Below are 25,314 nucleotides of genomic sequence, written 5' to 3'. Positions count from 1 at the left end.
GGCGCGGCGCCTTGACCGGACCCTTCCGTGACATCTGGTCGAGCCAGCTGCCCGAGCCCGGCACGCCAAAGTACCGGGGGATCTTTCCGCACCCGCGAACCATGGGTGAAGTCCCGGGGGAAGTCCGGGGCACGCACGGCTTGGACATGCCTGGCTCGGCCATGGCTATGAACATGCCGCAGTGCCCGGCGACACCCTTGGGGGTCGGCGGGCACTGCGGCAGTGGATTCATCCCGGAATCGTCCCGGACGCGGGCCCACAGGGGTCCGCACACGGCGGCGCGGCCGCGTGGGTTCAGGACGCGAGGACCTCGTCGAGCAGGGCCTCGGCCTTGTCCTCGTTCGTGTTCTCCGCGAGGGCGAGCTCGCTCACCAGGATCTGGCGGGCCTTGGCGAGCATGCGCTTCTCACCGGCGGACAGTCCACGCTCGCGCTCGCGCCGCCACAGGTCACGGACGACTTCCGCGACCTTGATGACGTCGCCGGAGGCGAGCTTCTCAAGATTTGCCTTGTATCGGCGCGACCAGTTCGTGGGCTCCTCGGCGTACGGCGCGCGCAGTACTTCGAAGACCCGGTCAAGGCCGTCCTGACCGACCACATCACGCACACCGACGAACTCCGCATTGTCCGCTGGCACACGTACCGTCAGGTCGCCCTGGGCGACCTTCAGCACCAAGTAGGTCTTGTCCACGCCTTTGATCTGGCGAGTTTCGATGGCCTCGATCAGCGCGGCCCCGTGATGGGGATAGACCACGGTGTCGCCAACCTTGAACGTCATGTGACAGGTACCCCTTCCGTGGCTATCCAGGGTAACACGGATACGGCGTCTTCTGAATGGCGTTTTCGCAGGTCAGGGCATATCTCGGGGCTTGACAACAGCAACAGGAACGTGCTGCGAGCGGGGTGCGGAAGGGGGTATTCGCAGGTCGGAGCGGCTCTCCGGCGGGGGTGAAACGCCCACGTTACACATCGCGCGCGACGCCCCCAAGGGGTCGAACGTCCCGGTTTGCCGGGTTCCCGGTGGTGAACTTCCGCTACTCCGTTCGGTGACCGGGGACACGTATGGCTCCGCCGGTGAGCGAAGTGCGGAGCCGCCCCGGAGCGAATCCAGAATTGATCAAGGAACGCGGGCGCCGATGCGCCGAACCGCGCTTCGACGCGCTTGGCCTTACGCGGGGCGATCCACTCCCTGATCGATTTTCGGGGCGCCCCGCATTTTCCCCGGGAAATCCCCGGGGTGCCGTTGGCGGCGGTTATGCGAATGGTGAATGACGGGGCCATTGGGGAGCCCGGGGCGCGAGGGGTGCCGGAGGCTCGTCGTCACCGAGGGGCGGGTCGGGTGCGGCGGCATGGGAACGGCTCGGTAACCTAAGGCCGCTGACACACCCTTAGGGCAGCTTTACAGCCGTCCGCCCCGCACGACCCCTCCGTACGCCCACGTTCTAGGAGTTGCCGCCGCCGTGAGCCGCAGCCTTCGACGCGGCGCCATCGCCGCCACCGCCCTCGCGATCTCGCTCGCCTCGCTCACCGCGTGCGGTGCCGGAAACAACGCCCAGACGATCGAGATCAAGCCGGACAACGCGGCGACCGCCGTCGGCGACATCAAGATCCAGAACGCCATGATCATCACGCAGCCGGACCGCGAGTCGACGGGCCCCGCCGTGGTGTCCGCGACCGTCTTCAACACCGGCCGCACCGACCAGACCCTGCAGTCGATCAAGGTCGACGGCACCGGCAAGCAGGCCGAGCTGAGCCCCGCCAAGGGCGACCGCCCGGGCAAGAAGGGCAAGGGCGGCGGCCTGGTCATCCCGGCCGGCGGCTCCGTCGTCATCGGCGGCGAGGACAATGCGTCGGCCGTCCTGCCGAGCAGCCGCGAGGCCGTCAAGGACGGCAACGCGCAGCCCGTCACCTTCGGCTTCAGCAAGACCGGTGACGTCAAGCTGAAGACGTTCGTCGTCCCGGCCGAGAGCTACTTCGAGAAGTGGGGGCCGAGCGAGCTCCCGAAGGCCCCGGACGCGAAGCCGTCCGGCTCCCCTTCCGGGAAGCCCTCCGGTAAGCCCTCCGAGGGTGCTTCGGGGTCTCCGTCGGGCAAGCCGTCCGAAGGGGCCTCGGGCAAGCCGTCCGAAGGGGCCTCGGGGGCTCCGGCGGGTGAGGCCGAGACGCCGGCGAACGGTGCGGGTGCCTCGCACGAAGCCGCTGGGCACTGAGCCGCGCGTGTAGTACGCGGAAGGGCGGGAACCCCTCGGGGTTCCCGCCCTTCCGCGTATCTGGGTCCGTTGTCGCCTGCGGGCCGTCATGGGCTGGTCGCGCAGTTCCCCGCGCCCCTTCGGGGCGCTGCCCCTCGGGGTGGTTTACCGCTCGGGGCGGATTGCGGCTCGGGGTGGTTTACGGCTCGAACTTGTAGCCCAGGCCTCGGACCGTCACCAGGTAGCGGGGTGCGCCCGGGTCCGGCTCGATCTTGGCGCGCAGGCGCTTGACGTGGACGTCGAGGGTCTTGGTGTCGCCCACGTAGTCGGCGCCCCAGACGCGGTCGATGAGCTGCATGCGGGTCAGGACGCGGCCCGCGTTGCGCAGCAGCATCTCCAGGAGGTCGAACTCCTTCAGCGGCAGGTCGACCTTGGAGCCCGAGACCGTGACGACGTGGCGGTCGACGTCCATGCGGACCGGGCCCGCCTCCAGGGCCTGCGGGGCGACCTCCTCCGGCTCGCCGCGGCGGCGCAGGACGGCGCGGATGCGGGCGACCAGCTCGCGCGAGGAGAACGGCTTGGTGACGTAGTCATCGGCTCCTATTTCGAGTCCGACGACCTTGTCGATCTCGCTGTCCTTGGCGGTGACCATGATCACCGGCACGTTGGAGCGGCTGCGCAGCTGACGGCAGACCTCCGTGCCGGGCAGGCCCGGCAGCATCAGGTCGAGCAGGACGAGGTCGGCGCCGTTGCGCTCGAATTCGTCGAGTCCGTCCGGGCCGGTGGCCGCGATCGCGACCTCGAAGCCCTCCTTGCGGAGCATGTACGACAGGGCGTCGCTGAAGGATTCCTCGTCCTCGACGACGAGCACTCGGGTCACGGAAGGACCTCCGGGGCGGCAGGAATGGGTTCGTATGCGGTTGTGTCGTGGGGCCTGGCGCCCTGGCGCGCGGCCTCGTGGCCAAGGCCGTGCCCGGCACCGCGGTCGCGGCTGGCGCCCGCCTCCGGCAGGCGCAGCGTGAAGGTGGAGCCCTGTCCCTCCGAGCTCCACACGGTGACCTCTCCGGCGTGCGAGGCGGCCACGTGCTTGACGATGGCGAGGCCGAGCCCGGTGCCGCCGGTGGCGCGGGAGCGGGCCGGGTCCACGCGGTAGAAGCGCTCGAAGACGCGCTCCTTGTCCTTGTCGGAGATGCCGATGCCCTGGTCCGTGACCGCGATCTCGATGAGGTCCCCGCCGGGTGCGGTGACCCGGCGGGCGGCTATCCCCACGCGCGTACGGGCGGGTGAGTAGTTCACGGCGTTCTCGACGAGGTTGCCGAGGGCGGCGGCGAGCTGCCCCCTGTTGCCCCAGACGTGCAGGTCGGCGGTGCCGCCCGTGGCCATCGTGATCTGTTTCGTGCCCGCCTGGTGGCGGCAGCGGTCGATGGCCTCGGCCACCAGCTCGTCCACGCGGACGGGCTCGGCGTCCTCCAGCGGGTCGTCGTTCTGCACCCGCGAGAGGTCGATGAGCTCCTGTACGAGGTTGGTCAGGCGGGTCGCCTCGTTCTGCATGCGGCCCGCGAAGCGCTCGACGGCCTCGGGGTCGTCGGCGGCGTCCATGACCGCCTCGGAGAGCAGCGAGAGGGCGCCGACCGGGGTCTTGAGCTCGTGGCTGACGTTCGCCACGAAGTCACGGCGGACCGCCTCGATGCGGCGGGCCTCCGTGAGGTCCTCGACCAGGAGCAGGACCAGGCGGGAGCCGAGCGGTGCCACCCGCGCGGAGACGGCGAGGGCGTCGCCGCGGCCGGTGCCGCGGCGCGGCAGGTCGAGCTCGACCTGCCGTATCTCGCCGTCGCGGCGGGTGTCGCGCGCCATCTGGAGCATCGGCTCGACGGCGAGCTTCCCGCCGCGTACGAGACCGAGCGCGTACGCGGCCGAGCTGGCCTTGACCACGCTGTCGGCCTCGTCGAGCACGACCGCGGAGGAGCGCAGCACGGAGAGCACCGTGTCCACGCCCGGCGGCAGTACGGGGTCGGTGTGCAGGGAAGTCCGGGTGGGGCGTTTCTGGTCGCGTTCGCTCCAGCGGAACGCCAGCATGGCGATGACGCCGGTGCACACCCCGGCGATCGCTGCCGCTGCGGCGACCGCCGCGTTCACGTCCATGTCTCCAGGTTATGCGCCGTTGGAGCACCAGCCACAGCCATCCGGGTGGCCGCTCGAACAGTCGTCGCTCAGAGTTCACCGAGGGGACAGTGATGGTTCATTTCGGACGTGGGGCGGGGTGGGGGTTCCGGCCACCGTGGCAGGGGTGCGTCGCCCACAGTTCACCTCGACGACAGCGGCGATTCACGTGTGGTGCCGACAACGGACGCGTCCACGCCACACCGTGGGAGCGTAGGGGACAGCCCCTGATGACGTAGGGGTCAGCCCCTGTGACGTACGAGAGAGGGACAGCCAGATGCGTGACGCGTACCACGAGGAACTTGACTCGATCGGCGAGGGCCTGGTCGAGATGGCCCGCCTCGTCGGGTCGGCTATCGGGCGCGCCACCACGGCCATGCTCGACGCCGACCTGAAGCTGGCCGAAAGCGTGATCGCCGCGGACCAGAAGGTCGACGACCTCCAGCACGAGCTGGAGGCGCGGGCGATAGCCCTGCTGGCGCGGCAGCAGCCGGTGGCGACGGATCTGCGGATCGTCGTGACCTCGCTGCGGATGAGCGCCGACCTGGAGCGCTCGGGCGACCTGGCCCAGCACGTGGCGAAGCTCGCCCGGCTGCGCTTCCCGGATTCGGCGGTGCCGCGCGACCTGCACGCCACGATCCTGGAGATGGGCCAGCTCGCGCAGCGCCTGATGGCCAAGGCCGCGGAGGTCATCATCACCAAGGACGTCGACCTGGCGCTCCAGCTGGAGCAAGACGACGACGAGATGGACCTGCTGCACCGCACGCTCTTCCAGCACCTGATGGACGACCGCTGGAAGCACGGCATCGAGACGGCGGTCGACGTGACGCTCCTCGGCCGCTACTACGAGCGCTTCGCGGACCACGCGGTGTCCGTGGCCAAGCGCGTCGTGTACCTCGTGACGGGCGAGCACGCCGACGAGATCCAGCCGGGCGGAACGCCGGTCGAGGGGGCCTAGCCGCCCCGCGCGGGCGCGAGGAGTACACAAGGGGGGTGGGGCGCCGCACGGTGTGCGGTGCCCCACCCCCGTTCACTCGGCGGAACGTCAGCCGCAGCCGCCGCCGCACTGGCAGGGGCCGCCGGACTGGCAGCCACAGCTACAGCCGGGACCGCACTGACAACCGTCGGCGTGGATGTCGCGCTCGGGGGATTCGGCCATGGTCTCCTCCTCGAAGGCGTGAGGCGTACGAGAGGCGTACTGCCTGCCCTCCATGCACGCACTCCCTCGCGGGGCGCGTCAACGGCGCACACATGCGCGCCCGCCACCGCATGCGCCGGGTGCCGCCTCCTCCCGTATCCGAACGCCGTGGCGATCGCCCCTGGCCAGAGCCGCGTCCGGGCCCGCCCGCGCGCGTCGTGCGTCGACGGTGCTTCGGGCGACCGTCTCGCACGGCCACTCGGGCGGCCATGTGAACTCGACGGCGCACGGGACGCGGACGTACGTCTACGTCACGCGGTGCCGTCGAGCGCCTTCGCGTACGGGTTCCGGTACGACGTCTTCCCGCGCGGCGCCACCCGTGGCATGCTCCCCGCCAACGCAGACGTGAACTTGGTTCATGTACTTAGACGTTGGGAGAGGGTGGCGGCATGGGGAACCTGAGCAGGCGCGGCGTTCTGGGCGGGGCCGTGGCCGCCGCGGCCCTCGCCGCCACCGGGGGCGAGGCCGTCGCGGGGGCGCCCTCGCGGGCCGCGCTCTGGGAGGAGTTCGCGCGCGCCCCCTTCACCCACCCCCAGATCCCCTACGTCGCCGGGGCGGGCTGCCGCCGGGGCGCCCGCCGCTTCCGCCGCCCCCGCCTCACTCTCCCCGCCCGCCACTACGGCGCGAGGCCCGACGCCCCGGCGGACGCCGCGCCCGCGATCAACCGTGCCCTCGCCGCCGCCGGCAGGTCCGGCGGGGGCACGGTCCAGCTCGAAGCGGGGACGTACCGGATCGACGGCGTCATCCGGATCGCGCACGACGGCGTCGTCCTGCGCGGCGCGGGCAGCGGCCGCACCACGCTCGTCGCCACCCGCCACCTCACCGAGCTCATCGGCCCCTACGGCAGCCGCTACGGCGGCGACAAGTCCAGCTGGTCGTGGGCGGGCGGGCTCATCTGGCTGTGCCCGCAGGCGCGTTGGGACTCCCTCGTCGCCGCGATCCAGGCCAGGGACTGGCCCTTCGAGGGGTGGACCGGCAACAGGCGGGACGAGTGGCGCGGCCTCACCGCCGTCGCCCCCGCCCGCCGCGGCGACAGGACCGTCCGCGTCGCGGACCCCGCGCGCGTGCGCCCCGGCGGCCTCGTCCTGCTCCGCCTCGCCGACGACCGCGACCACACGCTCCTGGAGCACATGGCGGGCGGCGGGCCCGGCCCCGAGGCGTACACCTGGGACGACAAGACGAAGCTGACCTCGTACGTCCCCTATGAGTGGCCCGTGCGCGTCACCCGCGTCAGCGGGCGCGAGGTCACCCTGGAGCGGCCGCTGCCGCTGGACGTGCGGCCCGCGTGGGACCCCTGGCTCACCACCCACGTCACCGCCCTCACCGGCTCCGGCGTCGAGGGCCTCACCCTGGAGGCCGTCCAGAGCCCGCAGTCGCCGCACCTGCTCGACAAGGGGTTCAACGGCGTCACGTTCCAGTGCGCGTACGACTGCTGGGCGGACGACGTCCGGGTGCGCCACGTCGACAACGGCTTCGGGCTCGTCGCCGCGTCCGCCTGCACCCTGCGCCGCACGTCCGTCGGCGGGCGCGGCGCGCACCACCCGTACTTCTGCCGCGAGGGCTCCCACGACAACCTGACCGAGGACTTCCGGATCGAGCGGCGGACCGTGCCCGCGCCCGCGGGGACGCAGCTGCACGGCATCAACGTGGAGGGGCTCTCCTCGTACAACGTCTGGTCGCGCGGGCGCATGGAGATGGGGACGTTCGACACGCACCGGGGGATGCCGTTCGCCAACGTGCGCACGGAGATCGTCGTCGACAACAACGGGCGCCATGGCGGGGACGCCAGCGCGGGGCCCCTCTACGGGGCGCGGTTCACCCACTGGAACGTGCGGGTCGTCAACCAGCGCGCCGGACTGGTCAAAATTGACGGGGTCGCTCCGTACAGTGCCACGGTTGGCATCTCCACCGTGCGGGAGTTCGACCAGATCGACGTGCCGGACTTCGCGGGAGAGCTCAACTCCCGCATCGAGGCGTACGGTTCGCCCGATTCCGTGCGTCCCCGCAACCTGTACGAGGCGCAGCGGGCGCTCGGCGTCTGACGCTCAGCTCAGATCAGCTCAGATCAGCTCACCCGAAGGGCACGAGGCGCACGACCGTCACCGTCAGGACCGAACCCGACACGTAGTAGAGGACGATCGCGCCGCCGACCGTGGCCTCCCTGCGGTCCCGCTCGTCGTCCACGGCGGCGGAGCCGTGCCCGTAGGGGTCGCGGCCGAGGGTGCGCGCCATCGCCGAGCGGAACCGGTCGGCGCCGTCCATCTTGGCGAGGGTGTCGTCGGCGGGCGGCGCGTAGGTGATGCGGTAGCTGCCCTTCCTGTGACGGCTCACGCGATGCTCCGCCTCTCGGCCTCATCGGCCGCCAGGCGGTCGAGCAGCGCCTCGGCCTCGGGGTCGGGGACGGCCTGCAGCATCCAGTGCCGCATCACCGAGTGGATCTCGTCGACGCCCGCCGCGTTGATCGCGCGGTCGAACTCCGCGCGCCTGGCCTCGGGGAGGGCGGCGCGGATGTCCGGGATCGTGTTCGGGACGTCGACCTCCTCGCCGCCGATGAAGGTCTTCAGTGGTTCGGCCATGGTGAGGTCACTCTCCCTGGGGTCCCTGGATGGGGCCGACGCTGATCTCACGGTAGCGGCCGGGCCCCGGGGTTTCAGCCGCGGTCCTCAGGTGCCGGTGCCCGCCGTCTCGGTGTGCTCCGCGGGGGACGCCGGACGCCGCTCCTCCGGCTGCTCGGCTTCCGGAAGCCCCCGCATCAGACCCCAATACCCGAGCGCGGCGACCGTACCCACCACCGCGCACAGGCCCCACAGCCACTCCGCCCCGAGGCGGTCGATGAAGAAGCCGGAGAGCAGCGGCGCCGCGAGCGCGGCGACCGACCACGACAGGGTGTACATCCCTTGGTAGCGCCCGCGCGCGTGGGCGGGCGAGAGGCGCACGACGAGCCCGGTCTGGGTGGGGGCGTTGACGATCTCGGCGAGCGTCCACACGCACACCGTCACGATGAAGAAGCCGACCGACCCGGCGAACGCGGTGAGCCCGAAGCCGTACCCCGCCACCAGCGAGGAGATCACGAGGAGGCGCTGGGGGTCCCGGTGTTCGATGTACCGCGTCACCGGGATCTGCAGCAGGACGATCATGACGCCGTTGAAGGCGATGGCCACGCCGAAGTCGCTGGGCGTGAAGCCCTGTTCGCCCATGGCCACGGGCAGTCCCACGTACGCCTGCTGGAAGACCAGGGCGACCAGGAAGGACAGGCCGACGACGCCCATGAAGCGGCCGTCGCGCAGGACGGTGCCGAGCCCGGCCTCCGGCTCGTCGGCCGCCCCGTCGGCGCCCCGCTCGGGCCGTGACTCCGGCAGCTTCACGAAGACGACGATCGCGCAGGCCAGCGTCATCGCGGCCTCGATGAGGAAGCCCGCGCGGTAGCTGTAGGAGGCGATGAAGCCCGCGGCGGCCGAGGAGATCGCGAAGCCGAGGTTGATGGCCCAGAAGTTCAGCGAGAAGGCCCGCACCCGGTCCTCGGGCTTGACGATGTCGGCCATCATCGCCTGCACCGCCGGGCGCGAGGCGTTGCTCGCCATGCCGACGAGGAAGGCGACGCCGGCGATCGCCACCGGGTGCGTCATAAAGCCGAGCAGCGCCACCGAGCCCGCCGTCGACGCCTGCGCGATCAGCAGCGTGGGCCGCCGCCCGAGCCGGTCGGTCATCACGCCGCCGCCGATGGAGGAGACGACGCCGCCGAGCCCGTGCAGGGCGGCGACGAGGCCCGCGTACGAGGCGGAGTAGCCGCGCTCCAGGGTGAGGTAGAGCGCCAAAAAAGTGGAGACGAACGCTCCGAGCCGGTTGACCAGGGTGGAGGTCCACAGCCACCAGAACGCCGGGGGCAGCCCCGACACGGAATCCTTGACGGCGCGTCTGGCGGCGGTGAGCGGCATGCGGGTCCCCCGGGCGGTACGACTGGACAAGGCGACTCATGTAATAGTCACCCATCAACCTCGCACCTTACGCACCCTCACCCCGTCCGGGCCACTCAATTGACGAGGACCGTCAATCGCTTGACGTGAGACCGTCAATCGCTCCGGCGGCCGCTCCCGGACGCGACCCCCCGGGGAGTTCCATTACGCTCGTGGGCATGGCCGACGCACCGTACAAGCTGATCCTCCTCCGCCACGGCGAGAGCGAATGGAACGCGAAGAACCTGTTCACCGGCTGGGTGGACGTCAACCTGAACGAGAAGGGCGAGAAGGAGGCGGTCCGCGGCGGTGAGCTGCTGAAGGACGCCGGCCTGCTGCCCGACGTGGTCCACACGTCCCTCCAGAAGCGAGCGATCCGCACCGCGCAGCTCGCCCTCGAATCGGCCGACCGCCACTGGATCCCGGTCCACCGCAGCTGGCGCCTGAACGAGCGCCACTACGGCGCGCTCCAGGGCAAGGACAAGGCCCAGACGCTCGCCGAGTTCGGCGAGGAGCAGTTCATGCTGTGGCGCCGCTCGTACGACACGCCTCCGCCCGCCCTCGAGGACGGCACGGAGTTCTCGCAGTCGGACGACCCGCGCTACGCGACCATCCCGCCGGAGCTGCGCCCCCGCACGGAGTGCCTGAAGGACGTCGTCGTCCGCATGCTCCCCTACTGGTACGACGGCATCGTCCCCGACCTCCTGGCCGGCCGCACCGTCCTCGTCGCCGCCCACGGGAACAGCCTGCGCGCCCTCGTCAAGCACCTCGACGGCGTCTCCGACGCCGACATCGCGGGCCTGAACATCCCCACCGGCATCCCGCTCGCCTACGACCTGGACGCCGCCTTCAAGCCGCTGAACCCCGGTGGCACCTACCTCGACCCGGAGGCCGCGAAGGCCGCGATCGAGGCGGTCAAGAACCAGGGCAAGAAGAAGTAGCTTTCGTGTTCATGCCCCTGAGCCGCGCATACGGTGCGGCTCAGGGGCATTTTCACGGCCTGGGACCTCTCTGGGCCAGCGGTCATCGGCGGCCGCGCGCGCCTCTCGGGTACCGTCGTGAGCAGCGCGTACTCAGGCCCGCGCGGCCCCCGGCAGGTCCAGGGCAGCCGTCCGCGGGCCTTCGCGTCCGCCCGTCCTCCGCCCGTCCTCCGTTCGCCGAACGCCGCGGTGGAGCCCCTTTCGTCCCCGGTGGTGTCCGACTCGATGAGCACGTCCGAACGCTGGGCCACGCCGATCGCGTGGGCCGTGTTCCTCGGCGGGGCGGTCGCCTCGATCGCGGTCGGGGACCGGCTGTGGCGGCTCGCGGGTGAGGGGTGGCCCGTAGGGGGGCACGTCTTCGGGGGGCTCTGCGGGTTCGGGCTGCTGTGCGGGTGGGCCGTGGCCGGAGAGGCGCGCAAACGGCGGCGGTGGGCGGTCGCGGCCCCCGCGGCGGGGGTCGGGCTCGTGGCCACCCTCGCGCTGGTGAGCCTGATCCCGGGGCGCGGCGGGCGTCCGCTCGGGTCGCTCGGGGTCGATGGCCGCATGTGGGTCGAGGACCATCCGGACGTGTGGTGGTCCGTCTTCGCCGGTCTGGCGTGCGGAGCCCTTGTGCTGTGGCGGGTGCTGCCGCGCTGGGCCACGGGGCGGCGGCGCTCCAGCGGGAGCCGCCGGGCGCGGGGCTGAGCGGGGCGCCGGGGTCCGGGCGTTACGTGCGGGGCCGCGTCAGGTGGGTGAAGGCGTCCAGGTTGCGCGTGGACTCCCCGCGCGCGACGCGCCACTCGTACTCCTTGCGGATCGCCGTCGCGAAGCCGAGTTCCAGGAGCGTGTTGAAGGAGCCGTCCGCGGCCTCCAGGACGGAGCCGAGGAGGCGGTCCAGCTCCTCGGGGGTGATCGCGGCCAGCGGGAGCTTGCCGGTGACGTAGACGTCGCCGAGGGGGTCGATCGCGTAACTCACCCCGTACAGGCGCAGATTGCGCTCCAGGAGCCAGCGGTGGACCGCCTCGTGGTTCTCGTCGGGGTGGCGGACCACGAAGGCGTTCAGGGACAGCGAGTGGTTGCCGACCCGCAGCGACAGCGTCGTGAAGAGCTTGCGGGTGCCGGGGAGCTTCACCACGTACGAACCGGGCTCGGGGGACTCCCAGTCGAGCTCGGCGTCGGTCAGGGTCTGTTCGATCGTGGTGGCTGCGTCACCCATGGTGCGAGGGTACGCGACGGCGGTGATCGTGCATCGCCGCGGTGTACACGTCCGCCGTGGCGGACGCGGCCGTGCCCCAGCCGAAGGACTCGGCGTGCCGGGCGGCGGCCGCGCCCATGTCGTCGACCAGGTGCGGGGCGTCCACGAAATCGCGGAGCACGCGCGCGTAGTGGGCCGGTTCGTGGTCGGGGACCAGGAAGCCCGTGACGCCGTCCCGTACGGCCACGGGGAGGCCGCCCACCGCCGCCGCGAGGACCGGCGTGCCCGCCGCCTGCGCCTCGATGGCCACCAGGCCGAAGGACTCGCTGTAGGACGGCATGACCAGGACGGAGGCCGCCCGGAACCAGTCGGCGAGCTGCTCCTGGCCCACCGGCGGCTGGAAGCGGACCACGTCGGCGATGCCGAGGCGGGCGGCCAGCTTCTGCAGCCCCTCGGGCTTCGCCAGACCGCTGCCGCTGGGGCCGCCCACGATGGGGACGACGATGCGGCGGCGCAGCTCGGGGCGCTCGTCCAGGAGGACGGCGACCGCGCGCAGCAGCACATCAGGGGCCTTCAGGGGCTGGATGCGGCCCGCGAAGAGGGGGACAAGGGCGTCCTGCGGCAGGCCGAGGCGGTGCCGGGCGGCGGCGCGGCCGTCGGCGGGGCGGAAGCGGTCGAGGTTGACGCCGGGGTGGACGACGGCGACCTTGCCGGGGTCGGCGTCGTAGTGGCGTACGAGCTCGTCGGCCTCTTCGGAGGTGTTGGCGATGAGGCGGTCGGCGGCGCGCACGATCTGGGTCTCGCCGATGACGCGGGCGGCGGGCTCGGGGGCGTCGCCCGCGGCGAGCGCCGCGTTCTTGACCTTGGCCATGGTGTGCATGGCGTGCACGAGCGGGGTGCCCCAGCGCTCGGCGGCGAGCCAGCCGACGTGGCCGGAGAGCCAGTAGTGGGAGTGGACCAGGTCGTAGTGGCCGGGCCGGTGGCCCGCCCAGGCCAGCATGACGCCGTGCGTGAAGGCGCACAGCTGGGCGGGCAGCTCCTCCTTGGCGAGGCCCTCGTAGGGGCCCGCGTCGACGTGCCGCACGAGCACGCCGGGCGCGAGCTCGACGGTGGGCGGCAGACCGCCGGTCGTGGCCCGCGTGAAGATCTCGACCTCGATGTTGATGTCGGCGAGGCGCTTGGCGAGCTCGACGATGTACACGTTCATGCCGCCCGCGTCGCCGGTGCCCGGCTGGTGCAGCGGTGAGGTGTGCACGCTGAGCATGGCGATGCGGCGGGGGCGGCGCGAGGAGCCGGGCAGCCGGATGCGGGCGGCCGCCGTTGGGGAGCGACGCCCGAGCCTGGTCACGTAGTGGCTCACGTGGCGGTCCTCCTTGGCCGGGGCGGCTGGCGTCCTGGACGTGGTGCGTACGGCGGACACCGCTGTGTTCTGGACGTGGTGCGTACAGCGGGCACCGCCGTGTCCTGGACGTGGCGCGTACGGGGGCACGGCTGTGCGGAGGGCGTACGAAGTCCTCCGCAGGGGGCAACACCGGAAGCCTCGCCTCCATTTCCTCTTTGCCAAAGCATTACCTTGGAGGTCCCTGTCGCAGCCCTTGCTTACGCTTGCCCCTATGGCCCCCCGCTCCTCCCACTCCCCCCACACCCCCCGCTCCTCGGGCCGCCCCGTGGGAAGCGTGACGCGAGGGACCACCAACCCCAACCGGCTGCGCCGCATGGACCGCTGGATCGCCGCCGCCCACGGAGCCGCGCTGCGCCGCGCCCCCGACCCGCTCGCCGTCGACCTCGGCTACGGCGCCGCACCCTGGACCGCCGTCGAACTGCTGCTGCGGCTGCGCGCCGCCGCCCCGCACGCGCGCGTGGTCGGCATCGAGATCGACCCGGCCCGCGTCGCGGCGGCCCGCCCCTACGAACGCGAAGGCCTCGCCTTCCTGCACGGCGGCTTCGAAGTGCCGCTGCCCGCGCGCCCGGCGCTGATCCGCGCCGCGAACGTGCTGCGCCAGTACGACGAGGGCGAGGTCGCCGCCGTCTGGGAGCGGCTGTGCGCGCGCCTCGCGCCGGGCGGGCTGCTCGTGGAGGGGACCTGCGACGAGATCGGGCGGCGGCACGTGTGGGTCGCGCTCGGCCCCGAGGGCCCGCGCACGGTGACGTTCGCGGCCCGGCTCGCCTGCCTGGAGCGCCCGTCCGACCTCGCCGAGCGGCTGCCGAAGGCGCTGATCCACCGGAACGTGCCGGGCGAGCCGGTGCACGCGTTCCTGCGCGACTTCGACCGGGCGTGGGCGGCGGCCGCCCCGTACGCCTCCTACGGGGCGCGGCAGCGGTGGATCCGCGCGGTGCGCGACCTGCGCGCGGACTGGCCGCTGGCCGACCGGCAGCCGCGCTGGCGGCAGGGCGAGGTGACGGTGCGGTGGGAGGCGGTGGCGCCTCGGGGGGTGTGAGGCGGGGGCCCTTCGGGGGTGTGAGGCGGGGGCGTGGGCCGGGTGCGCCCCGCCGGGCCGGAGCGCGCCGGTCCGCGCCGGTCCGCGCCGGTCCATGTCCCGCCCTCGGTCCCGCCTGAACGCGCCCGGCGGCGGCGCCCGTTCGCCGCGCGTGAACGCGCGCGGCGCGGGAACGATCTCCGCGTGCCGTTCGTCACACGAGGCGGGTGGGGGGAGAGGAGTCGCCTCGTGACTCTGTCGCATCGGGCGCGGGCGTGGCACCATCCCGGGACAGCGAGACGTTACTGACGGTCTATCAGGTGTGCATCGGCTCTGGGGGTGGCGAGCGTGCCCGGCAAGCGGTACTCGACGGCGACGGCCGTGGCTCTGATCTGCGCGGCGGCGGTCCTGACCGCGCCGGGCACGGCGTTCGCGAGCCCGGCTGACCCCACACCGCCCACACCCGCCGGGGACACCTCCCCGGACACACCCCTAGAGCAGGTCCGCAAGAAGATCGACCGGCTCTACCGCGAAGCGGGCACGGCCACAGACGCGTACAACGCGGCGGAGGAGAAGGCCGACCGCCAGGCCAAGGACATCGTCCGCATCGCCCGCGCCGTCGACAAGGGCCAGCGCAAGCTGGACAAGCTGAAGGCCCAGGCGGGCGCCGCCGCCCGCGCCCAGTATCGCGGCGGCGGCATCCCCAGCGAGGCCCGGCTGCTCCTGAGCGACGACCCGGCGGCGTTCCTGGACGGCGCGGACCGCCTGCGCCAGGGCCAGCACGGCACCAAGTCGCTGCTCACGGAGCTGGACCGCACCCAGTCCGCCTTGCGGACGTACGCCAAGGACGCCTCCGCCGAGTGGAAGAAGCTGGAGTCCCACCGCAAGGCCAAGGCCGCGGCGAAGAAGAAGGTCAAGGCGAAGATCGCCGCCGCCGAGAAGCTGGAGTCGCGCCTGGCGAAGAAGGAGCGCGAGCGGCTGCGCGATCTTGAGGAGGCGGCCGCCCTCAAGCAGCAGTCGGCGTGGGTGAACACCGGGATACTGAAGGACCTCAAGGGCGACGCCACCGGCCGCGGCAAGAAGGCCGTCGCCTTCGCCACGGCCCAGCTCGGCAAGCCGTACGTGTGGGGCGCCGAGGGCCCGAAGTCCTACGACTGCTCGGGGCTCACGTCCCAGGCGTGGGCGGCCGCGGGGCGCGGGATTCCGCGGACCTCTCAGGAGCAGTGGAAGCGGCTGCCGCGCGTCGACGTGCGGAACATGCGGCCCGGGGATCTGATCATCTACCACAAGGACGCCAGTCACGTCGGGATGTACGTGGGGGACGGGGCGATCGTGCACGCGCCTCGGCCCGGGCGGAGCGTGACCCTGGCGGGGGCGGGGTCCATGGAGATACTGGGCGTGGTGCGGCCCGGTTAGCCTCGCGGGTGCGCCCCAGGCCCACCCCTCCCCGCTCCGGGTGCTGGCCGCCCCCGTTCCCCCGCTCACAGACATTGGCGCTTCGCGCCTCGTCCTCAAACGCCGGACGGGCTGAATCTCTCACGCACCGGACGGGCTGGATTTCTCCCGCACCGCCGCGCCCTGGGCTCCGCTCAACCTCCCGGGCGTGATGTTCGTCATCCCAGGAGGACCGAGTTCATGCCCTAATGCGGTCCAGGACACGGCATATGCCGTCGCCCATGTCCCGCGCCGCATTCCGCGGCGGCCCCGGCTACCGCTATGGTCCCCGTCTGGTGTGGGGCGTGCGACCGTCGCCCCCTCGTGCCCTCAGGGGGGAGGGAAGGAACTCACCCATGCCCGTACCCATACCGCGGCAGCGAGCGACCCCGGCCGCGGAAGGCGGTCCGGCCCCGGCGGAACCAAGGCCTGACGGGCCTGGGCTCACCCTGCTGGTGATCGAGGACGACCCCGGCGGCTCCCTGAGCCTGCCCGAGCTGGTCGACTCCGCGGGCAAGCCCATCCGCATCCGCGCCGCCCGCAACCTCACCGAGGCCGAGCGGCTGCTCACCGACGACGTGCACTGCATCCTGCTCGACCTGACGCTGCCGGGCGGCTCCCCGGGCCCGGACGGCGCCGCGGACGCCGACGAGCTGACCCCCCTGCGGCACGTCCTGCGGATCGCTCCCCGGCACGCCGTCCTCGCGCTCACCGCGTCCGGCGACGCCGAGCGCGGCGCGCGGGCCGTGCGGGTCGGCGCCCAGGACTATCTCGTCCGCGACGAGCTGGACGGGCGGCTGCTCAGCCGCGCCATCCAGTACGCGGTCGAGCGCAAGCGCGCCGACGCCGCCCAGCGGCAGCTCAGCGAGTCCCGGCTGCGCGCGCAGGAGAACGCCCGCCTGGAGCGCGGCCTGCTGCCGACGCCGCTGCTCGACGGCTCGCCCCTGCGGTTCGCGTCCCACTACCGGCCGGGCCGCTCCCGCGCCCTGCTCGGCGGCGACTTCTACGACACGGTGCGCATGCCGGACGGCGCGGTGCACGTGATGATCGGCGACGTCTGCGGGCACGGCCCGGACGAGGCGGCGCTCGGCGTGGAGCTGCGCATCGCCTGGCGGGCCCTGACCTTCGCGGGCCTGGTCGGCGACGAACTGCTCTCCACGCTGCAGAAGGTCCTGGAGCACGAGCGCGCCAACGAGGAGATCTTCGCGACGCTGTGCACGGTCGACATCGCGCCGGACGGCCGCCGGGCTGGCCTGTGCCTGGCCGGGCACCCGGCGCCGCTGATCGCCCGCCCCGGCAGGTCCGGAGCGCCAGGCCCTGGACCGGTGGCCGAGCTGCTGCCGTACGACAACGGCGGCCCGGCGCTCGGCCTGCTGCCGCGCGCCCGCTGGCCGCGCCAGCAGGTGGAGCTCGGCGGGGCGTGGAGCCTGATGCTCTACACGGACGGCCTGATCGAGGGCCGGATCGGCGAGGGCAACCAGCGGCTCGGCCAGGACGGGATGGTGGAGATGGTGCGCCGCAAGCTCGCGGCGGGCCTGCGCGGCGACGCGCTGCTCGAGGCGGCCGTGACAGAGGTGCGCGAACTCAACGGCGGCGAGCTGACGGACGACGTGGCGGTACTGCTCCTGGACCGGGAACCGGTCCGGGGGCCGGGCGGCGCCGGGCGCTGAGGCATCCGGCGGCACACCCGGCGGCACTGGCGGCACACCCGGCCGCGCGCTCGGCCGGGGCTAGCGGCCGCCGTTGTACGGACCGTACGGGCCGTCGCTGCTGGAGCCTCGGTGGCCGCCGCCGCCCTTGCCCATGACCTGGCGAAGCGCGGGCCGGACATCGACCATGTACACGATCGTGGCGATGAGGCCGATGATCGGCAGGAACGACAGGATGTTGAAGATCAGGTTCACCACGAAGGCGAGCCCGAGGATGATCAGCCAGAACGGCTTGGTCTTCTTGTCGGCCGCGCGATAGGCGTCCTCGCGCCGGACGGCGGCGTCGATGAGCGCGAAGCCGCTGAACAGGATCAGGGCCAGCGACAGCAGCCACATGAAGTTCGCGAACCCCTGCATCAGCACAACGTCCACCACCAGTCTCGGCGTATCCCACGCGGCGTACTCGCCGTACGCCCCCGTACGTCACGGCATGCGGCGTACGGAGTCACACCGTACCCGCTACCCCGACAACGGGCCGGGCACTCCGGGAGTGCCCGGCCACGTGTGCGCGTTCCGGCCCGGTTACTTGGCGGGCGGGGTGGTCTTCTTCGCGGCCGTCTTCCTGGCGGTGGTCTTCTTCGCGGCGGGCTTGGGGGCCGCGCTCGGCTCCGCCGCGCTGGACTCACCGGACTCGGCAGTCGCGGACTCCGCCTCCGCCTTAGTCTCCGTCTCCGCCTCCGCCTCCGCCTCCGGGTCGGGCTCCACGGTGTCGGCGAGGTCCACGAGCTCATCGGCGGCCTCGCCGCGCAGGTGGCGCACGGTCTCCTCGCCGTGCTCGGCGACCTTCTCGTACGTCTCACGGGCCTGGACCGCGTACTCGAAGGCGACGCCGATGCCGCGCAGCGCGAAGTCCTGCGCGTTCTCGCCGATCCGCTTCAGGTCGGTGTCGACGGAGCCGAACAGCTCGCCCAGCTTGGCCTGAATGGCCTCGCGGGCCTCCTTGGCGCGGGCCGCCGCCTTGTCCTGGACGTCCTTGGGGTTCGTGCCGCGCACCGCGTCGATGCGGGCGGGCGCCTCGGCGGCGAGCTGCTCGATGGCGCCGGGCACCTTCTTCGCCTGCTGGTACGCCAGGTCGGCGCCGCCGACGACGAAGTAGAAGGGGGTCTTGTTGGTGACGGCCTTGCGCACCTCTTCGGTGATGGGCATGACGAGGGTCCTCCCGGACGGGTCAGCTGAGGGGCGGTTCAGGGTGGGCATCGCTGCCGTCGGCCGTGCGGGGTCCGTCAGCGGCGGGGGCCTGTGCCTCGTCCCGGGCGCCATCGTGGCGCGCGCCCTCGGGACCGGCGCCGTTCGTGGACGACGACGCGGCGAAGCCGTTCTCCTTGCGGAACGACTCGTAGATCTGCAGGAGCACCTGCTTCTGCCGTTCGTTGATGGACGGGTCGGCGAGGATGACGGCGCGCGTCTCCAGCTCGACCCGCTCCTTCTCGTCGAGGATTCCGGCCCGGACGTACAGCGTCTCGGCGGAGATCCGCAGCGCCTTGGCCACCTGCTGGAGAACCTCGGCGCTCGGCTTGCGGAGCCCCCGCTCGATCTGGCTCAGATACGGATTGGACACGCCGGCGGCATCGGCGAGCTGCCGCAACGACAGCTGCGCGCTGCGCCGCTGCTCGCGCAGGTACTCACCGAGATTGCCGACGTTGAGCGATGCCATGCCTCCGATACTGCACCCACCTTGCTAACTATTGCAAGCGCCTGCTTGCAATAGTGCGCTACGCCTCAGAGCGGCGCCTGCCCAGGGCCTGCGCGGGCGCGGTCTTGAGCTTGGCCTGGGACGTGTCGATCCAGTTCTGGACGTTCGAGCAGCCCTGTTCCCGGTATTCCACGGCCTGTACGAGGCATTCGAGCTTGTCGGCGTCGTGTGCGCAGATGACTTCGAGGCTGTCGCCGTTCTCGTACTCGGCGACCACACGGCCAATCCCGGCGGCGACGGCCGTGTGTGCGTCGGCGAGTTGGTCGGCGGTGACCTTCTCGTTCGATGCGGCTTCCAGGTACCGGCGGCCGATGTGGGGGATGTCGGACACGCGGGTCTCCTGGGTGTCGTGGAAGACGCACAGGAGGGCGACCTTAGCCGGGTCGGCGCCCTCCATCAGCGCGAGGACGGAGCCGATGACCGCCGTGCCCGGCCGTCGTCAGCCGGGGTCGATCAGGGCGATCCACACTTCAATCAGTACGCGTGGCCTCCGCCGACTGCCCGGCGGCCGGGGGCGCCACCGAATCCGGGCCGTCCTGACCGTTCGGGTCCCGGACCACTGGACGTTCGTGGCCCCGGGACCCGGCATGGAGGCGTCTCCGTGCCGGGGTCTTAGCGGACCAGGTCATAGCGGCCAGGAGTTCGCGGGGTCGTCGAGCCAGGCCTGGGTGCCGTCGGGTGTGACGGTCAGGCCGAAGCGGTCGTGTTCGGGGCGGTCGTTGTCCGTCCACCAGGTGTAGGCGGCCTCGGCCTCGTCCCACAGGCGGCGCGGCCCGGCCTGCCACACGACGGTCCGCTGCCCGTCGGTGAACCACACGCAGGCCCACGACTTGTCGGTGAGGCCGTAGAGCCAGACGGGGCGGGAGGGGCCTCGTTTGTCCGCGATGGACAGGCGTACGTCGCGCAGGCGGAGACCGGCGGCGAAGTGGATGACGCCGAACTTGCCCTGGGTGAACTGCTCCTCACTCGCGTCGGCGGTGCGTTTGTCGCCGTCGTTGATGCTGGCCACGTAGTCGTAGTGGACGATGGTGGGCTCGCGTTGGGCGCGGGCCTTCATGAACTCCGCAGGTCGGGTGAAGCGGCCGGACGCGGTTCCCTCGCCGGTCGCGGTCAGGCGAACGACGGCGTCGGCGTTGGTGTAGTGCGTGCCGAAGGGAGCGACGATGAGGCCGCCGGGCTTCACCGCTTGGAGGGTGTTGCTGAAGGACCGGATGCCGCAGGTGATCAGCACGCGGTCGAAGGGGCCGCCGGGTACGTAGCCGCTCAGGCCGTCGCCGACGACGGTGGTCGGGTACAGGCCGCAGGCGGCGAGCCGTGCCCGGGCCTCACGGGATACCGCCGGGTCGACCTCGACGGTCGTCACGTTGCCGCCGCCGAGACGGTAGGCGAGGAGCCCGGCGGTCTCCCCGCGCCCGGTGCCGACGTCGAGGGCTGTCATGCCCTCGCTCACGTCGAGGTCGCCCAGGAGCCGGTAGACGACCGTGGGCATCGAGCAGGACGACGTGGGGACCATGCCGGGCTGTTCTCCGGCGTGGTGGCCGTCGTCCCACTGCGTGACGATCGGCCAGTCCCGGTCGGCGTAGTCGTACCAGGCATCCGGGTCCTGGCCCTTGTCCACGGTGACCGTCTGCTTGGTGTCCAGGTCGAAGGGCCACATGAGGTCGGGCAGGAACCGGGCGCGGTCGACGGCCGCGAACGCGGGCGCCCAGTCCGAGGGCAAGGCGCCGGATTCCATGAGGGCACGCCCCAGCTTGCCGCGGCCCGGCCGCTCCACGCTCTCGCCCGCCATCACCGGGGGCCGCCGTCAGGTGTGGGGGGCTCTGGTGGCGGCGAGGGCTCCCCAGGACCGGGGCCATCGGGGGTGGGCGGGTTCGGCGGTCCCGGCCAGGGCTCGCCCGGAACTCCAGCCAGCGCAACGATCAGTCGCATCGTCTCGGCCCTCTCGAATTCGGTTATGCGCCGGTCATCCCGATCGGTCGGGGGGCGGGGACGGCCTCGGGCCACCGCGAGCTCACTGCTCACTCGCTTCTCCGAGGAGCCGGTAGGACGCGGCCATGCACCGCGTCTCTACAGCCAGCCGCGCCAGGTGCTCCAGGGCGCCTTCCAGGAACTCCGTCGCGCGCTGCAACTCGGCCCTCAGGGCCTGGTCCTTCTCGGCCGCAGCATGCAGCCGCGACGTGTCGACCAGGAACGCCAGATCCCGCAGGAGCGCGCACGTCAGGTCAGGCAACCGCGAGTCGGCGGCGTCGACCAGGTCGAGCGCGTTCTTCACGTCGAGGCAAGTGCGCTCGGCGTCGAACTCCCACCCTGAAGGACCGGTGCGGGGTGAGCCGCTCAGTGATCCGCTCACCGCTCGTCCCCTCCCTGGCGCTCCCAGTCCCGGTACATGTACGCGATGGTCCGGGTCAGCCAGGCGAGCGCGCGCAGGTGTTCGTACGGCGACTCGCCGAGACGCGGGGCCTGGTGGCTCCGGACGAACGCGTGGGCCTTGCGGATCTCGTCCAGGACGAGCCGGGCCTTGTGCTCACTCAGGCCGGAGCTGATGAGCGCGGCGAGGTCGGACAGCAGGGCCCGGACCAGCTCCTGAAGCGTGGCCGGGTCGTACGGGTCCGGCAGGGCCAGAGCCTCACCACAGCGGGTGAGGATGGCCTCCACGCCGTCCTCGACGACGGCCGCCATCACTCCGCGCCCCCGCCCGCACCGGCCTCCGCCGCGTGCGCCTGCGGGGCCACTTCTGCGATGAAACAGCCGTTCGCCTCCGCCCAGTCGCGTACCGCGGCTTGCTCCTCGGTGGAGTCGGCGACGTCGGCCAGGGACTGCACGACGAGGCCCTGCACGGGACCGTCCGCGTCCTCTATGTAGGCCTTGACCCGCTCCCAGCCGGGCCGCTCGTCGCGGTCGACATCGGCGTTGTCCAGCAGGGTGTCAGCCAGCGGCCAGTCCCGCGCGGTGGCGTAGAACATGGCCTCGCCGATGTACTCCTGTCGCGCCGTCGAGTCGTCCTCGAAGCCGCGCAGGTTCAGGTACACGACGACCGGGGCAGGCTGGACACCACTGGCTGTGTCGGCAAGCCGATCACGTCTCGCTTGTTCTCCCGCGCTCCTCTGCATGGCCCACACCATTCCGTTTGCGAGGAGCCATCGGGAGGTGCTGGATGTATCACCACGTATGTGCGTGTCCATGAAAGTAATACGTCGCGTATCACTTGCCGTCGTCAGGCGTCAGGAGTGGGGCAGCTCCTGTAGCCCCAAGACTGAGGCGATCCGCCGGAGCTGAGAGGTCGACCCCGCACCGATGGATTGGAGGATCAACGGGGGAACCGCCTGGTGCCGTGCCCACTGCGGCGAACGGCGACAGACGGTCTCCAGCGTGTTCAGCGACTTGTCCCACATGCGCGCCCGGCACTGAGTGAGTGCCACATCCAGCTCATATCGATCCCGCACCATGGGAGTCAGGCCCGACAGGTCCGGCATGGTCTTGATGAGGTCCAGCGCGCCTCCGACATCGCCGGTGTACAGCTTCACGTCGACGGCCTTCACTGCTGCTGTCGCGGGGCCGAAAGAGCCCCCATACATCCGGTACTCCCGCCCCAGCCGAGCGCCGACGGCATGGACCTGGGACAGATAGTCACGGGCCAGATCGGCGTACCCCTCCCCCAGGCGCGAGGCAGCGACAGCACAGTGGTTGACCAGGTTCCCGTACGCCGTCAGATGGTCCCTCGTCGCGGTCGAGTACGAGGGCTCGATCCGGGCTGCTGCCCTTGTGACAAGGTCCAGTGACTCCCGGACCCGGCTGTCCCTCCGGTACACCCATGATCGTGCCGCATCCACTCGGGCAACCCGCAAGGGGTCTGCCGACCGCTTGGCCCAGAATCGGGCCTGCGATGCGGCCGCGTACGCCAAGTCACGTGCTTCCAACTGGTTGGCCAGGTATACAGCAAGGAGGAACACATCGGACAGGGCGCCCGTGGCAGGCTCCACCTTGTCTATGCCTGCGACGTCCAAGCAGGCCTGCACGCTGTGGATCAATGGCGGCAGGATCGCGCCGAGCTCACCGTACTCATTGGCCCCGTAGAGATCCCACGCACGCTTGATGACGTCGTCCATGGTGCTCAGGTCGGCTGGTTCTACGGTGAGTGAATGGTCACCTGCGGCCACGTCATGCACAGCATGGGACAGACCGCGGATGATCTTCCGTTCTTGAACGGTCGACCCTCTCCGTGGTGTCGCCTGTCCGAGAATCGTTGAAACGGTCACTCCCAAGGCGGCTGCCAACTTCTCCGCCGTGGGCAGCGTCATCGCCAAGTCCTGCTCTGCTTTGCGGATGGTGGGCAGCGAGAGACCTGTCATCTCAGATAGCTGGGCCTGTGTGATCTCCTTGCCCCGCAGAAGCTTGATCCGCTCTCCATTCGAGTAGTCCGACCACTCCCACGCCTTACCCACGGCTGTCCGTTCCCGACATGATTCGGAGCATGAGCAGGCGCCGACGAGCCCGCTCTCCTCGGGACATAGACGGACCGTTCTTGGCAGGCCCCGTCCGCCCGTCTGGGGAAGGCGCTGGTTCGTTTCCCGACATCAGCCGATGCATGTGCGGCCGGGCGGCAGGGTCACGATCGTTCGACATACTCGACTCAACTCCGTTCTGGGTCACGCCCGTTAGAACGGTACGCGTGGTGTCCCCACAGCGTCACGCGGATGAGGGCCGCTCCCTCTACGTTGAGATCGGCGTTCATCCTGACGAGGGAGAGACGAAGGGCCGAGAATGCCCGACCTGGTGGCCATGGCCACGAACACCGGCCTGGAGGACATGGGCCGAGCTCGTCGCGCCCGCCAAGCCGGGGCTACGGCGTGGGCCGTGCATAGTCCACCGAGACAAACGCAGACCGGGGCGTCTCGAGCGACTCCGGGCGCATCAGATCAGCAGACGGTACTGCCCGCACTCAGCCGAGACAGGACAAGCGCGGTAACGTGCCAAGCATGCCCCCCATCCCCCTCCCCGACCTCGTCCGGCTGCGGCAGGCCCGTGATCGGATGGATCGGGACTACGCGCAGCCGCTGGACGTGCCGGCGCTGGCGCGAGGGGCCCTGATGTCGGCGGGGCACTTCCAGCGCTCCTTTCGTGCCGCGTACGGGGAGACGCCGTACAGCTATCTGATGACGCGCAGGATCGAGCGGGCCAAGGCGCTGCTGCGGCGGGGGGATCTGAGCGTGACGGAGGTGTGCATGGCGGTGGGGTGTACGTCGCTCGGGTCGTTCAGTTCGCGGTTCGCTGAGCTGGTCGGGGAGAGTCCGAGCGCTTACCGGGCCCGGGACCACGGTGAGGGTGCCGCCATCCCCGCGTGCATCGCCAAGATCCACACCCGGCCGGTCAGGAACGGAGAAGCCAAACCGGGCGGCGCGTCCTAGCGTGAACGGCATGGAAATCAACCTCTCCCAGTGCTTCATCGCCGTCGACGACCACGACAAGGCGCTCGCCTTCTACCGCGACGTGCTCGGTCTCGAAGTGCGCAACGACGTCGGCTTCGAGGGCATGCGCTGGGTGACCGTCGCGTCACCCCAGCAGCCCGACGTCGAGATCGTCCTCGAGCCGCCGCTCGCCGACCCCCACGCCTCGGACGCCGACCGGCAGGCCGTGGCCGAGCTGATGGCCAAGGGCCTGCTGCGGGGCGTCATCTTCCGCACCGACGACTGCGACGCCGCCTTCGAGCGGATCCGCGCGGCGGGCGGCGAGGTCCTGCAGGAGCCGATGGACCAGCCGTACGGCGTCCGCGACTGCGCCTTCCGCGACCCGGCCGGGAACATGCTGCGCTTCAACCAGCCGCGCGGGAAGTAAGGGGAAGTAGAGAGTAGTAGTGAGAAAGAGAGTAGTAGTGAGAAGTAGAGAGAAGTAGCGGGGCATGGCGAAGCGGGCGGCTCCCTCGGGGGTGGGAGTCGCCCGCTTCGTCGCGGCGCCGGGGGGCGCCTTGGGGGAGGGTCGCTGGGTCAGCTCTTGGCGGTCTTGTTGAAGGTGGCCTGGGCCCAGACGTAGCCCAGGACGCTGAGGCCCACGCACCAGGCGATGGCGAACCAGGCGTCGTTGCCGATCTCGGTGCCCATCATCAGGCCGCGCAGGGTCTCGTTCATCGGGGTGAAGGGCTGGTACTCGGCGAACCAGCGCAGACCCGTCGGCATCGAGTCCGGGGTGACCACCGCGGAGCCCAGGAAGGGCAGGAACGTCAGCGGCAGCGGCGCGTTCGAGGCGGTCTCCACGCTCTCCGCGGACAGGCCCATCGCCGCCGAGATCCAGCACAGCGCGAACGCCACCGCGAGCAGCAGCGCGAACGCGGCCAGCCACTCCACCACGCTGGCGTTGGGGCGGAAGCCCACCGCGAGCGCCACACCCAGGACCATGACCAGGGCGACGACCGTCTGG

At 71.3% G+C, this 25,314-nt stretch carries 27 protein-coding genes and 1 pseudogene; 10 read left to right on the top strand and 18 right to left on the bottom strand.

Translation table 11 applies throughout. The annotated features are described in order from the left end of the window. Nucleotides 1-294 precede the first annotated feature (294 nt). Nucleotides 295-777 (bottom strand): CarD family transcriptional regulator, encoded by a 483-nt coding sequence (locus tag AC07A4_RS19370; RefSeq protein ID WP_003953493.1) that lies wholly within the window; start codon nucleotides 775-777, stop codon nucleotides 295-297. Between the two features lie 682 nt (nucleotides 778-1,459). Between AC07A4_RS19370 and AC07A4_RS19365 the strand changes: the two genes are divergently transcribed. Continuing rightward, nucleotides 1,460-2,206: a copper chaperone PCu(A)C domain-containing protein gene (locus AC07A4_RS19365; RefSeq protein ID WP_478600004.1), complete on the top strand. Its 747-nt coding sequence runs from the start codon at nucleotides 1,460-1,462 to the stop codon at nucleotides 2,204-2,206. Nucleotides 2,207-2,384: 178 nt separating this feature from the next. Here the strand turns inward: AC07A4_RS19365 and phoP are convergent, their stop codons facing one another. Next, nucleotides 2,385-3,065 carry a two-component system response regulator PhoP gene (gene phoP / locus AC07A4_RS19360; RefSeq protein WP_030362171.1) on the bottom strand — a complete coding sequence of 227 codons (681 nt, stop codon included), beginning with the start codon at nucleotides 3,063-3,065 and terminating at the stop codon, nucleotides 2,385-2,387. Further along, nucleotides 3,062-4,327, bottom strand: a complete 1,266-nt coding sequence (gene phoR / locus AC07A4_RS19355) for a two-component system sensor histidine kinase PhoR (RefSeq protein WP_478600002.1) — start codon at nucleotides 4,325-4,327, stop codon at nucleotides 3,062-3,064. Before phoR ends, phoP begins: the two co-directional genes overlap by 4 nt. Nucleotides 4,328-4,622: 295 nt before the next feature. Between phoR and phoU the strand changes: the two genes are divergently transcribed. Together phoU and AC07A4_RS19345 are read left to right on the top strand one after the other, a co-directional pair. After that, on the top strand, nucleotides 4,623-5,303 hold the full coding sequence (gene phoU, locus AC07A4_RS19350; RefSeq protein ID WP_478600000.1) for a phosphate signaling complex protein PhoU: 681 nt from the start codon (nucleotides 4,623-4,625) through the stop codon (nucleotides 5,301-5,303). Nucleotides 5,304-5,932: 629 nt separating this feature from the next. Beyond that, nucleotides 5,933-7,585: a glycosyl hydrolase family 28-related protein gene (locus AC07A4_RS19345; RefSeq protein ID WP_478599997.1), complete on the top strand. Its 1,653-nt coding sequence runs from the start codon at nucleotides 5,933-5,935 to the stop codon at nucleotides 7,583-7,585. A gap of 28 nt (nucleotides 7,586-7,613) precedes the next feature. Here AC07A4_RS19345 and AC07A4_RS19340 read toward each other — a convergent pair whose 3' ends face one another. The 3 genes from AC07A4_RS19340 to AC07A4_RS19330 all read right to left on the bottom strand — a co-directional run bounded on the left by AC07A4_RS19340 (nucleotide 7,614) and on the right by AC07A4_RS19330 (nucleotide 9,478). After that, on the bottom strand, nucleotides 7,614-7,805 hold the full coding sequence (locus AC07A4_RS19340) for a hypothetical protein (protein ID WP_478601030.1): 192 nt from the start codon (nucleotides 7,803-7,805) through the stop codon (nucleotides 7,614-7,616). 65 nt (nucleotides 7,806-7,870) lie between these two features. Continuing rightward, a complete protein-coding gene (locus AC07A4_RS19335) occupies nucleotides 7,871-8,119 on the bottom strand; it encodes a hypothetical protein (RefSeq protein WP_478599995.1) in 249 nt (82 codons plus the stop codon). A gap of 87 nt (nucleotides 8,120-8,206) precedes the next feature. Continuing rightward, nucleotides 8,207-9,478 carry an MDR family MFS transporter gene (locus tag AC07A4_RS19330; RefSeq protein WP_478601028.1) on the bottom strand — a complete coding sequence of 424 codons (1,272 nt, stop codon included), beginning with the start codon at nucleotides 9,476-9,478 and terminating at the stop codon, nucleotides 8,207-8,209. Between the two features lie 197 nt (nucleotides 9,479-9,675). Between AC07A4_RS19330 and AC07A4_RS19325 the strand changes: the two genes are divergently transcribed. Continuing rightward, on the top strand, nucleotides 9,676-10,437 hold the full coding sequence (locus AC07A4_RS19325; RefSeq protein ID WP_478599993.1) for a phosphoglyceromutase: 762 nt from the start codon (nucleotides 9,676-9,678) through the stop codon (nucleotides 10,435-10,437). 264 nt (nucleotides 10,438-10,701) lie between these two features. Further along, complete coding sequence (locus tag AC07A4_RS19320; protein WP_478599987.1) at nucleotides 10,702-11,160, top strand: hypothetical protein; 459 nt, start codon at nucleotides 10,702-10,704, stop codon at nucleotides 11,158-11,160. Nucleotides 11,161-11,182: 22 nt separating this feature from the next. On the opposite strand, the gene AC07A4_RS19315 is transcribed toward AC07A4_RS19320, so the two are convergent. Both AC07A4_RS19315 and mshA read right to left on the bottom strand, forming a co-directional pair. Continuing rightward, the gene (locus tag AC07A4_RS19315) at nucleotides 11,183-11,671 is read right to left on the bottom strand and encodes a type III secretion system chaperone family protein (protein ID WP_478599984.1); all 489 of its coding nucleotides are present in this window, start codon (nucleotides 11,669-11,671) and stop codon (nucleotides 11,183-11,185) included. Then, nucleotides 11,664-13,010, bottom strand: coding sequence for a D-inositol-3-phosphate glycosyltransferase (gene mshA / locus AC07A4_RS19310; RefSeq protein ID WP_478599983.1), 1,347 nt, complete (start codon nucleotides 13,008-13,010; stop codon nucleotides 11,664-11,666). Before mshA ends, AC07A4_RS19315 begins: the two co-directional genes overlap by 8 nt. Nucleotides 13,011-13,263: 253 nt before the next feature. Here mshA and AC07A4_RS19305 point away from each other — a divergent pair, with 253 nt between their 5' ends. The 3 genes from AC07A4_RS19305 to AC07A4_RS19295 all read left to right on the top strand — a co-directional run bounded on the left by AC07A4_RS19305 (nucleotide 13,264) and on the right by AC07A4_RS19295 (nucleotide 17,171). Then, on the top strand, nucleotides 13,264-14,088 hold the full coding sequence (locus AC07A4_RS19305; RefSeq protein ID WP_478599980.1) for a class I SAM-dependent methyltransferase: 825 nt from the start codon (nucleotides 13,264-13,266) through the stop codon (nucleotides 14,086-14,088). Nucleotides 14,089-14,406: 318 nt separating this feature from the next. Continuing rightward, nucleotides 14,407-15,483 (top strand): C40 family peptidase, encoded by a 1,077-nt coding sequence (locus AC07A4_RS19300; protein ID WP_478599977.1) that lies wholly within the window; start codon nucleotides 14,407-14,409, stop codon nucleotides 15,481-15,483. 374 nt (nucleotides 15,484-15,857) lie between these two features. Beyond that, nucleotides 15,858-17,171 carry a PP2C family protein-serine/threonine phosphatase gene (locus AC07A4_RS19295; RefSeq protein ID WP_478599975.1) on the top strand — a complete coding sequence of 438 codons (1,314 nt, stop codon included), beginning with the start codon at nucleotides 15,858-15,860 and terminating at the stop codon, nucleotides 17,169-17,171. A 60-nt stretch (nucleotides 17,172-17,231) separates the two neighbouring features. Here the strand turns inward: AC07A4_RS19295 and AC07A4_RS19290 are convergent, their stop codons facing one another. The 9 genes and pseudogenes from AC07A4_RS19290 to AC07A4_RS19250 form a co-directional block, all read right to left on the bottom strand. Beyond that, nucleotides 17,232-17,567, bottom strand: coding sequence for a DUF2516 family protein (locus tag AC07A4_RS19290; protein WP_478601026.1), 336 nt, complete (start codon nucleotides 17,565-17,567; stop codon nucleotides 17,232-17,234). 165 nt (nucleotides 17,568-17,732) lie between these two features. After that, a complete protein-coding gene (locus AC07A4_RS19285) occupies nucleotides 17,733-18,356 on the bottom strand; it encodes a hypothetical protein (protein WP_478599972.1) in 624 nt (207 codons plus the stop codon). Nucleotides 18,357-18,378: 22 nt separating this feature from the next. Next, a complete protein-coding gene (locus tag AC07A4_RS19280) occupies nucleotides 18,379-18,864 on the bottom strand; it encodes a helix-turn-helix domain-containing protein (RefSeq protein WP_478599970.1) in 486 nt (161 codons plus the stop codon). Between the two features lie 58 nt (nucleotides 18,865-18,922). Next, nucleotides 18,923-19,324 (bottom strand): annotated as a pseudogene (locus AC07A4_RS19275) (HD domain-containing protein); the annotation flags it as partial. Between the two features lie 204 nt (nucleotides 19,325-19,528). Next, nucleotides 19,529-20,692, bottom strand: coding sequence for a methyltransferase domain-containing protein (locus tag AC07A4_RS19270; RefSeq protein WP_478599968.1), 1,164 nt, complete (start codon nucleotides 20,690-20,692; stop codon nucleotides 19,529-19,531). A gap of 222 nt (nucleotides 20,693-20,914) precedes the next feature. Continuing rightward, the gene (locus tag AC07A4_RS19265; RefSeq protein ID WP_478599967.1) at nucleotides 20,915-21,253 is read right to left on the bottom strand and encodes a hypothetical protein; all 339 of its coding nucleotides are present in this window, start codon (nucleotides 21,251-21,253) and stop codon (nucleotides 20,915-20,917) included. Then, nucleotides 21,250-21,582, bottom strand: a complete 333-nt coding sequence (locus AC07A4_RS19260) for a hypothetical protein (protein ID WP_478599964.1) — start codon at nucleotides 21,580-21,582, stop codon at nucleotides 21,250-21,252. The genes AC07A4_RS19265 and AC07A4_RS19260 overlap by 4 nt, the downstream gene beginning before the upstream one ends. Continuing rightward, nucleotides 21,582-21,932, bottom strand: a complete 351-nt coding sequence (locus AC07A4_RS19255; RefSeq protein WP_478599961.1) for a hypothetical protein — start codon at nucleotides 21,930-21,932, stop codon at nucleotides 21,582-21,584. Before AC07A4_RS19255 ends, AC07A4_RS19260 begins: the two co-directional genes overlap by 1 nt. Before the next feature lie 192 nt (nucleotides 21,933-22,124). Continuing rightward, complete coding sequence (locus AC07A4_RS19250) at nucleotides 22,125-23,345, bottom strand: helix-turn-helix domain-containing protein (protein WP_478599959.1); 1,221 nt, start codon at nucleotides 23,343-23,345, stop codon at nucleotides 22,125-22,127. 534 nt (nucleotides 23,346-23,879) lie between these two features. Here AC07A4_RS19250 and AC07A4_RS19245 point away from each other — a divergent pair. After that, the gene (locus tag AC07A4_RS19245) at nucleotides 23,880-24,308 is read left to right on the top strand and encodes a helix-turn-helix transcriptional regulator (RefSeq protein ID WP_478599956.1); all 429 of its coding nucleotides are present in this window, start codon (nucleotides 23,880-23,882) and stop codon (nucleotides 24,306-24,308) included. 10 nt (nucleotides 24,309-24,318) lie between these two features. Next, nucleotides 24,319-24,735: a VOC family protein gene (locus AC07A4_RS19240; protein WP_478599954.1), complete on the top strand. Its 417-nt coding sequence runs from the start codon at nucleotides 24,319-24,321 to the stop codon at nucleotides 24,733-24,735. 149 nt (nucleotides 24,736-24,884) lie between these two features. Here AC07A4_RS19240 and AC07A4_RS19235 read toward each other — a convergent pair. Further along, the coding region (locus tag AC07A4_RS19235; RefSeq protein WP_478599951.1) for an ABC transporter permease at nucleotides 24,885-25,314 on the bottom strand (430 nt) is incomplete at its 5' end.

It is taken from the genome of Streptomyces sp. NPDC043996, assembly GCF_056435225.1.
The sequence above is the reverse complement of the archived record's forward strand: the minus strand, read 5'-3'. Positions and strand labels throughout refer to the sequence as shown.

What these genes read in the sequence shown, in the direction of transcription:
- AC07A4_RS19315 (WP_478599984.1), bottom strand. Translation starts at nt 11,671, where the DNA reads ATGGGTGACGCAGCCACCACGATCGAACAGACCCTGACCGACGCCGAG.
- AC07A4_RS19270 (WP_478599968.1), bottom strand. Translation starts at nt 20,692, where the DNA reads ATGGCGGGCGAGAGCGTGGAGCGGCCGGGCCGCGGCAAGCTGGGGCGT.
- AC07A4_RS19285 (WP_478599972.1), bottom strand. Translation starts at nt 18,356, where the DNA reads ATGCCCATCACCGAAGAGGTGCGCAAGGCCGTCACCAACAAGACCCCC.
- AC07A4_RS19260 (WP_478599964.1), bottom strand. Translation starts at nt 21,582, where the DNA reads ATGGCGGCCGTCGTCGAGGACGGCGTGGAGGCCATCCTCACCCGCTGT.
- AC07A4_RS19240 (WP_478599954.1), top strand. Translation starts at nt 24,319, where the DNA reads ATGGAAATCAACCTCTCCCAGTGCTTCATCGCCGTCGACGACCACGAC.
- AC07A4_RS19330 (WP_478601028.1), bottom strand. Translation starts at nt 9,478, where the DNA reads ATGCCGCTCACCGCCGCCAGACGCGCCGTCAAGGATTCCGTGTCGGGG.
- AC07A4_RS19320 (WP_478599987.1), top strand. Translation starts at nt 10,702, where the DNA reads ATGAGCACGTCCGAACGCTGGGCCACGCCGATCGCGTGGGCCGTGTTC.
- AC07A4_RS19290 (WP_478601026.1), bottom strand. Translation starts at nt 17,567, where the DNA reads ATGCAGGGGTTCGCGAACTTCATGTGGCTGCTGTCGCTGGCCCTGATC.
- AC07A4_RS19370 (WP_003953493.1), bottom strand. Translation starts at nt 777, where the DNA reads ATGACGTTCAAGGTTGGCGACACCGTGGTCTATCCCCATCACGGGGCC.
- AC07A4_RS19335 (WP_478599995.1), bottom strand. Translation starts at nt 8,119, where the DNA reads ATGGCCGAACCACTGAAGACCTTCATCGGCGGCGAGGAGGTCGACGTC.
- AC07A4_RS19245 (WP_478599956.1), top strand. Translation starts at nt 23,880, where the DNA reads ATGCCCCCCATCCCCCTCCCCGACCTCGTCCGGCTGCGGCAGGCCCGT.
- phoR (WP_478600002.1), bottom strand. Translation starts at nt 4,327, where the DNA reads ATGGACGTGAACGCGGCGGTCGCCGCAGCGGCAGCGATCGCCGGGGTG.
- AC07A4_RS19305 (WP_478599980.1), top strand. Translation starts at nt 13,264, where the DNA reads ATGGCCCCCCGCTCCTCCCACTCCCCCCACACCCCCCGCTCCTCGGGC.
- AC07A4_RS19295 (WP_478599975.1), top strand. Translation starts at nt 15,858, where the DNA reads ATGCCCGTACCCATACCGCGGCAGCGAGCGACCCCGGCCGCGGAAGGC.
- AC07A4_RS19280 (WP_478599970.1), bottom strand. Translation starts at nt 18,864, where the DNA reads ATGGCATCGCTCAACGTCGGCAATCTCGGTGAGTACCTGCGCGAGCAG.
- phoU (WP_478600000.1), top strand. Translation starts at nt 4,623, where the DNA reads ATGCGTGACGCGTACCACGAGGAACTTGACTCGATCGGCGAGGGCCTG.
- AC07A4_RS19325 (WP_478599993.1), top strand. Translation starts at nt 9,676, where the DNA reads ATGGCCGACGCACCGTACAAGCTGATCCTCCTCCGCCACGGCGAGAGC.
- AC07A4_RS19340 (WP_478601030.1), bottom strand. Translation starts at nt 7,805, where the DNA reads ATGGACGGCGCCGACCGGTTCCGCTCGGCGATGGCGCGCACCCTCGGC.
- AC07A4_RS19345 (WP_478599997.1), top strand. Translation starts at nt 5,933, where the DNA reads ATGGGGAACCTGAGCAGGCGCGGCGTTCTGGGCGGGGCCGTGGCCGCC.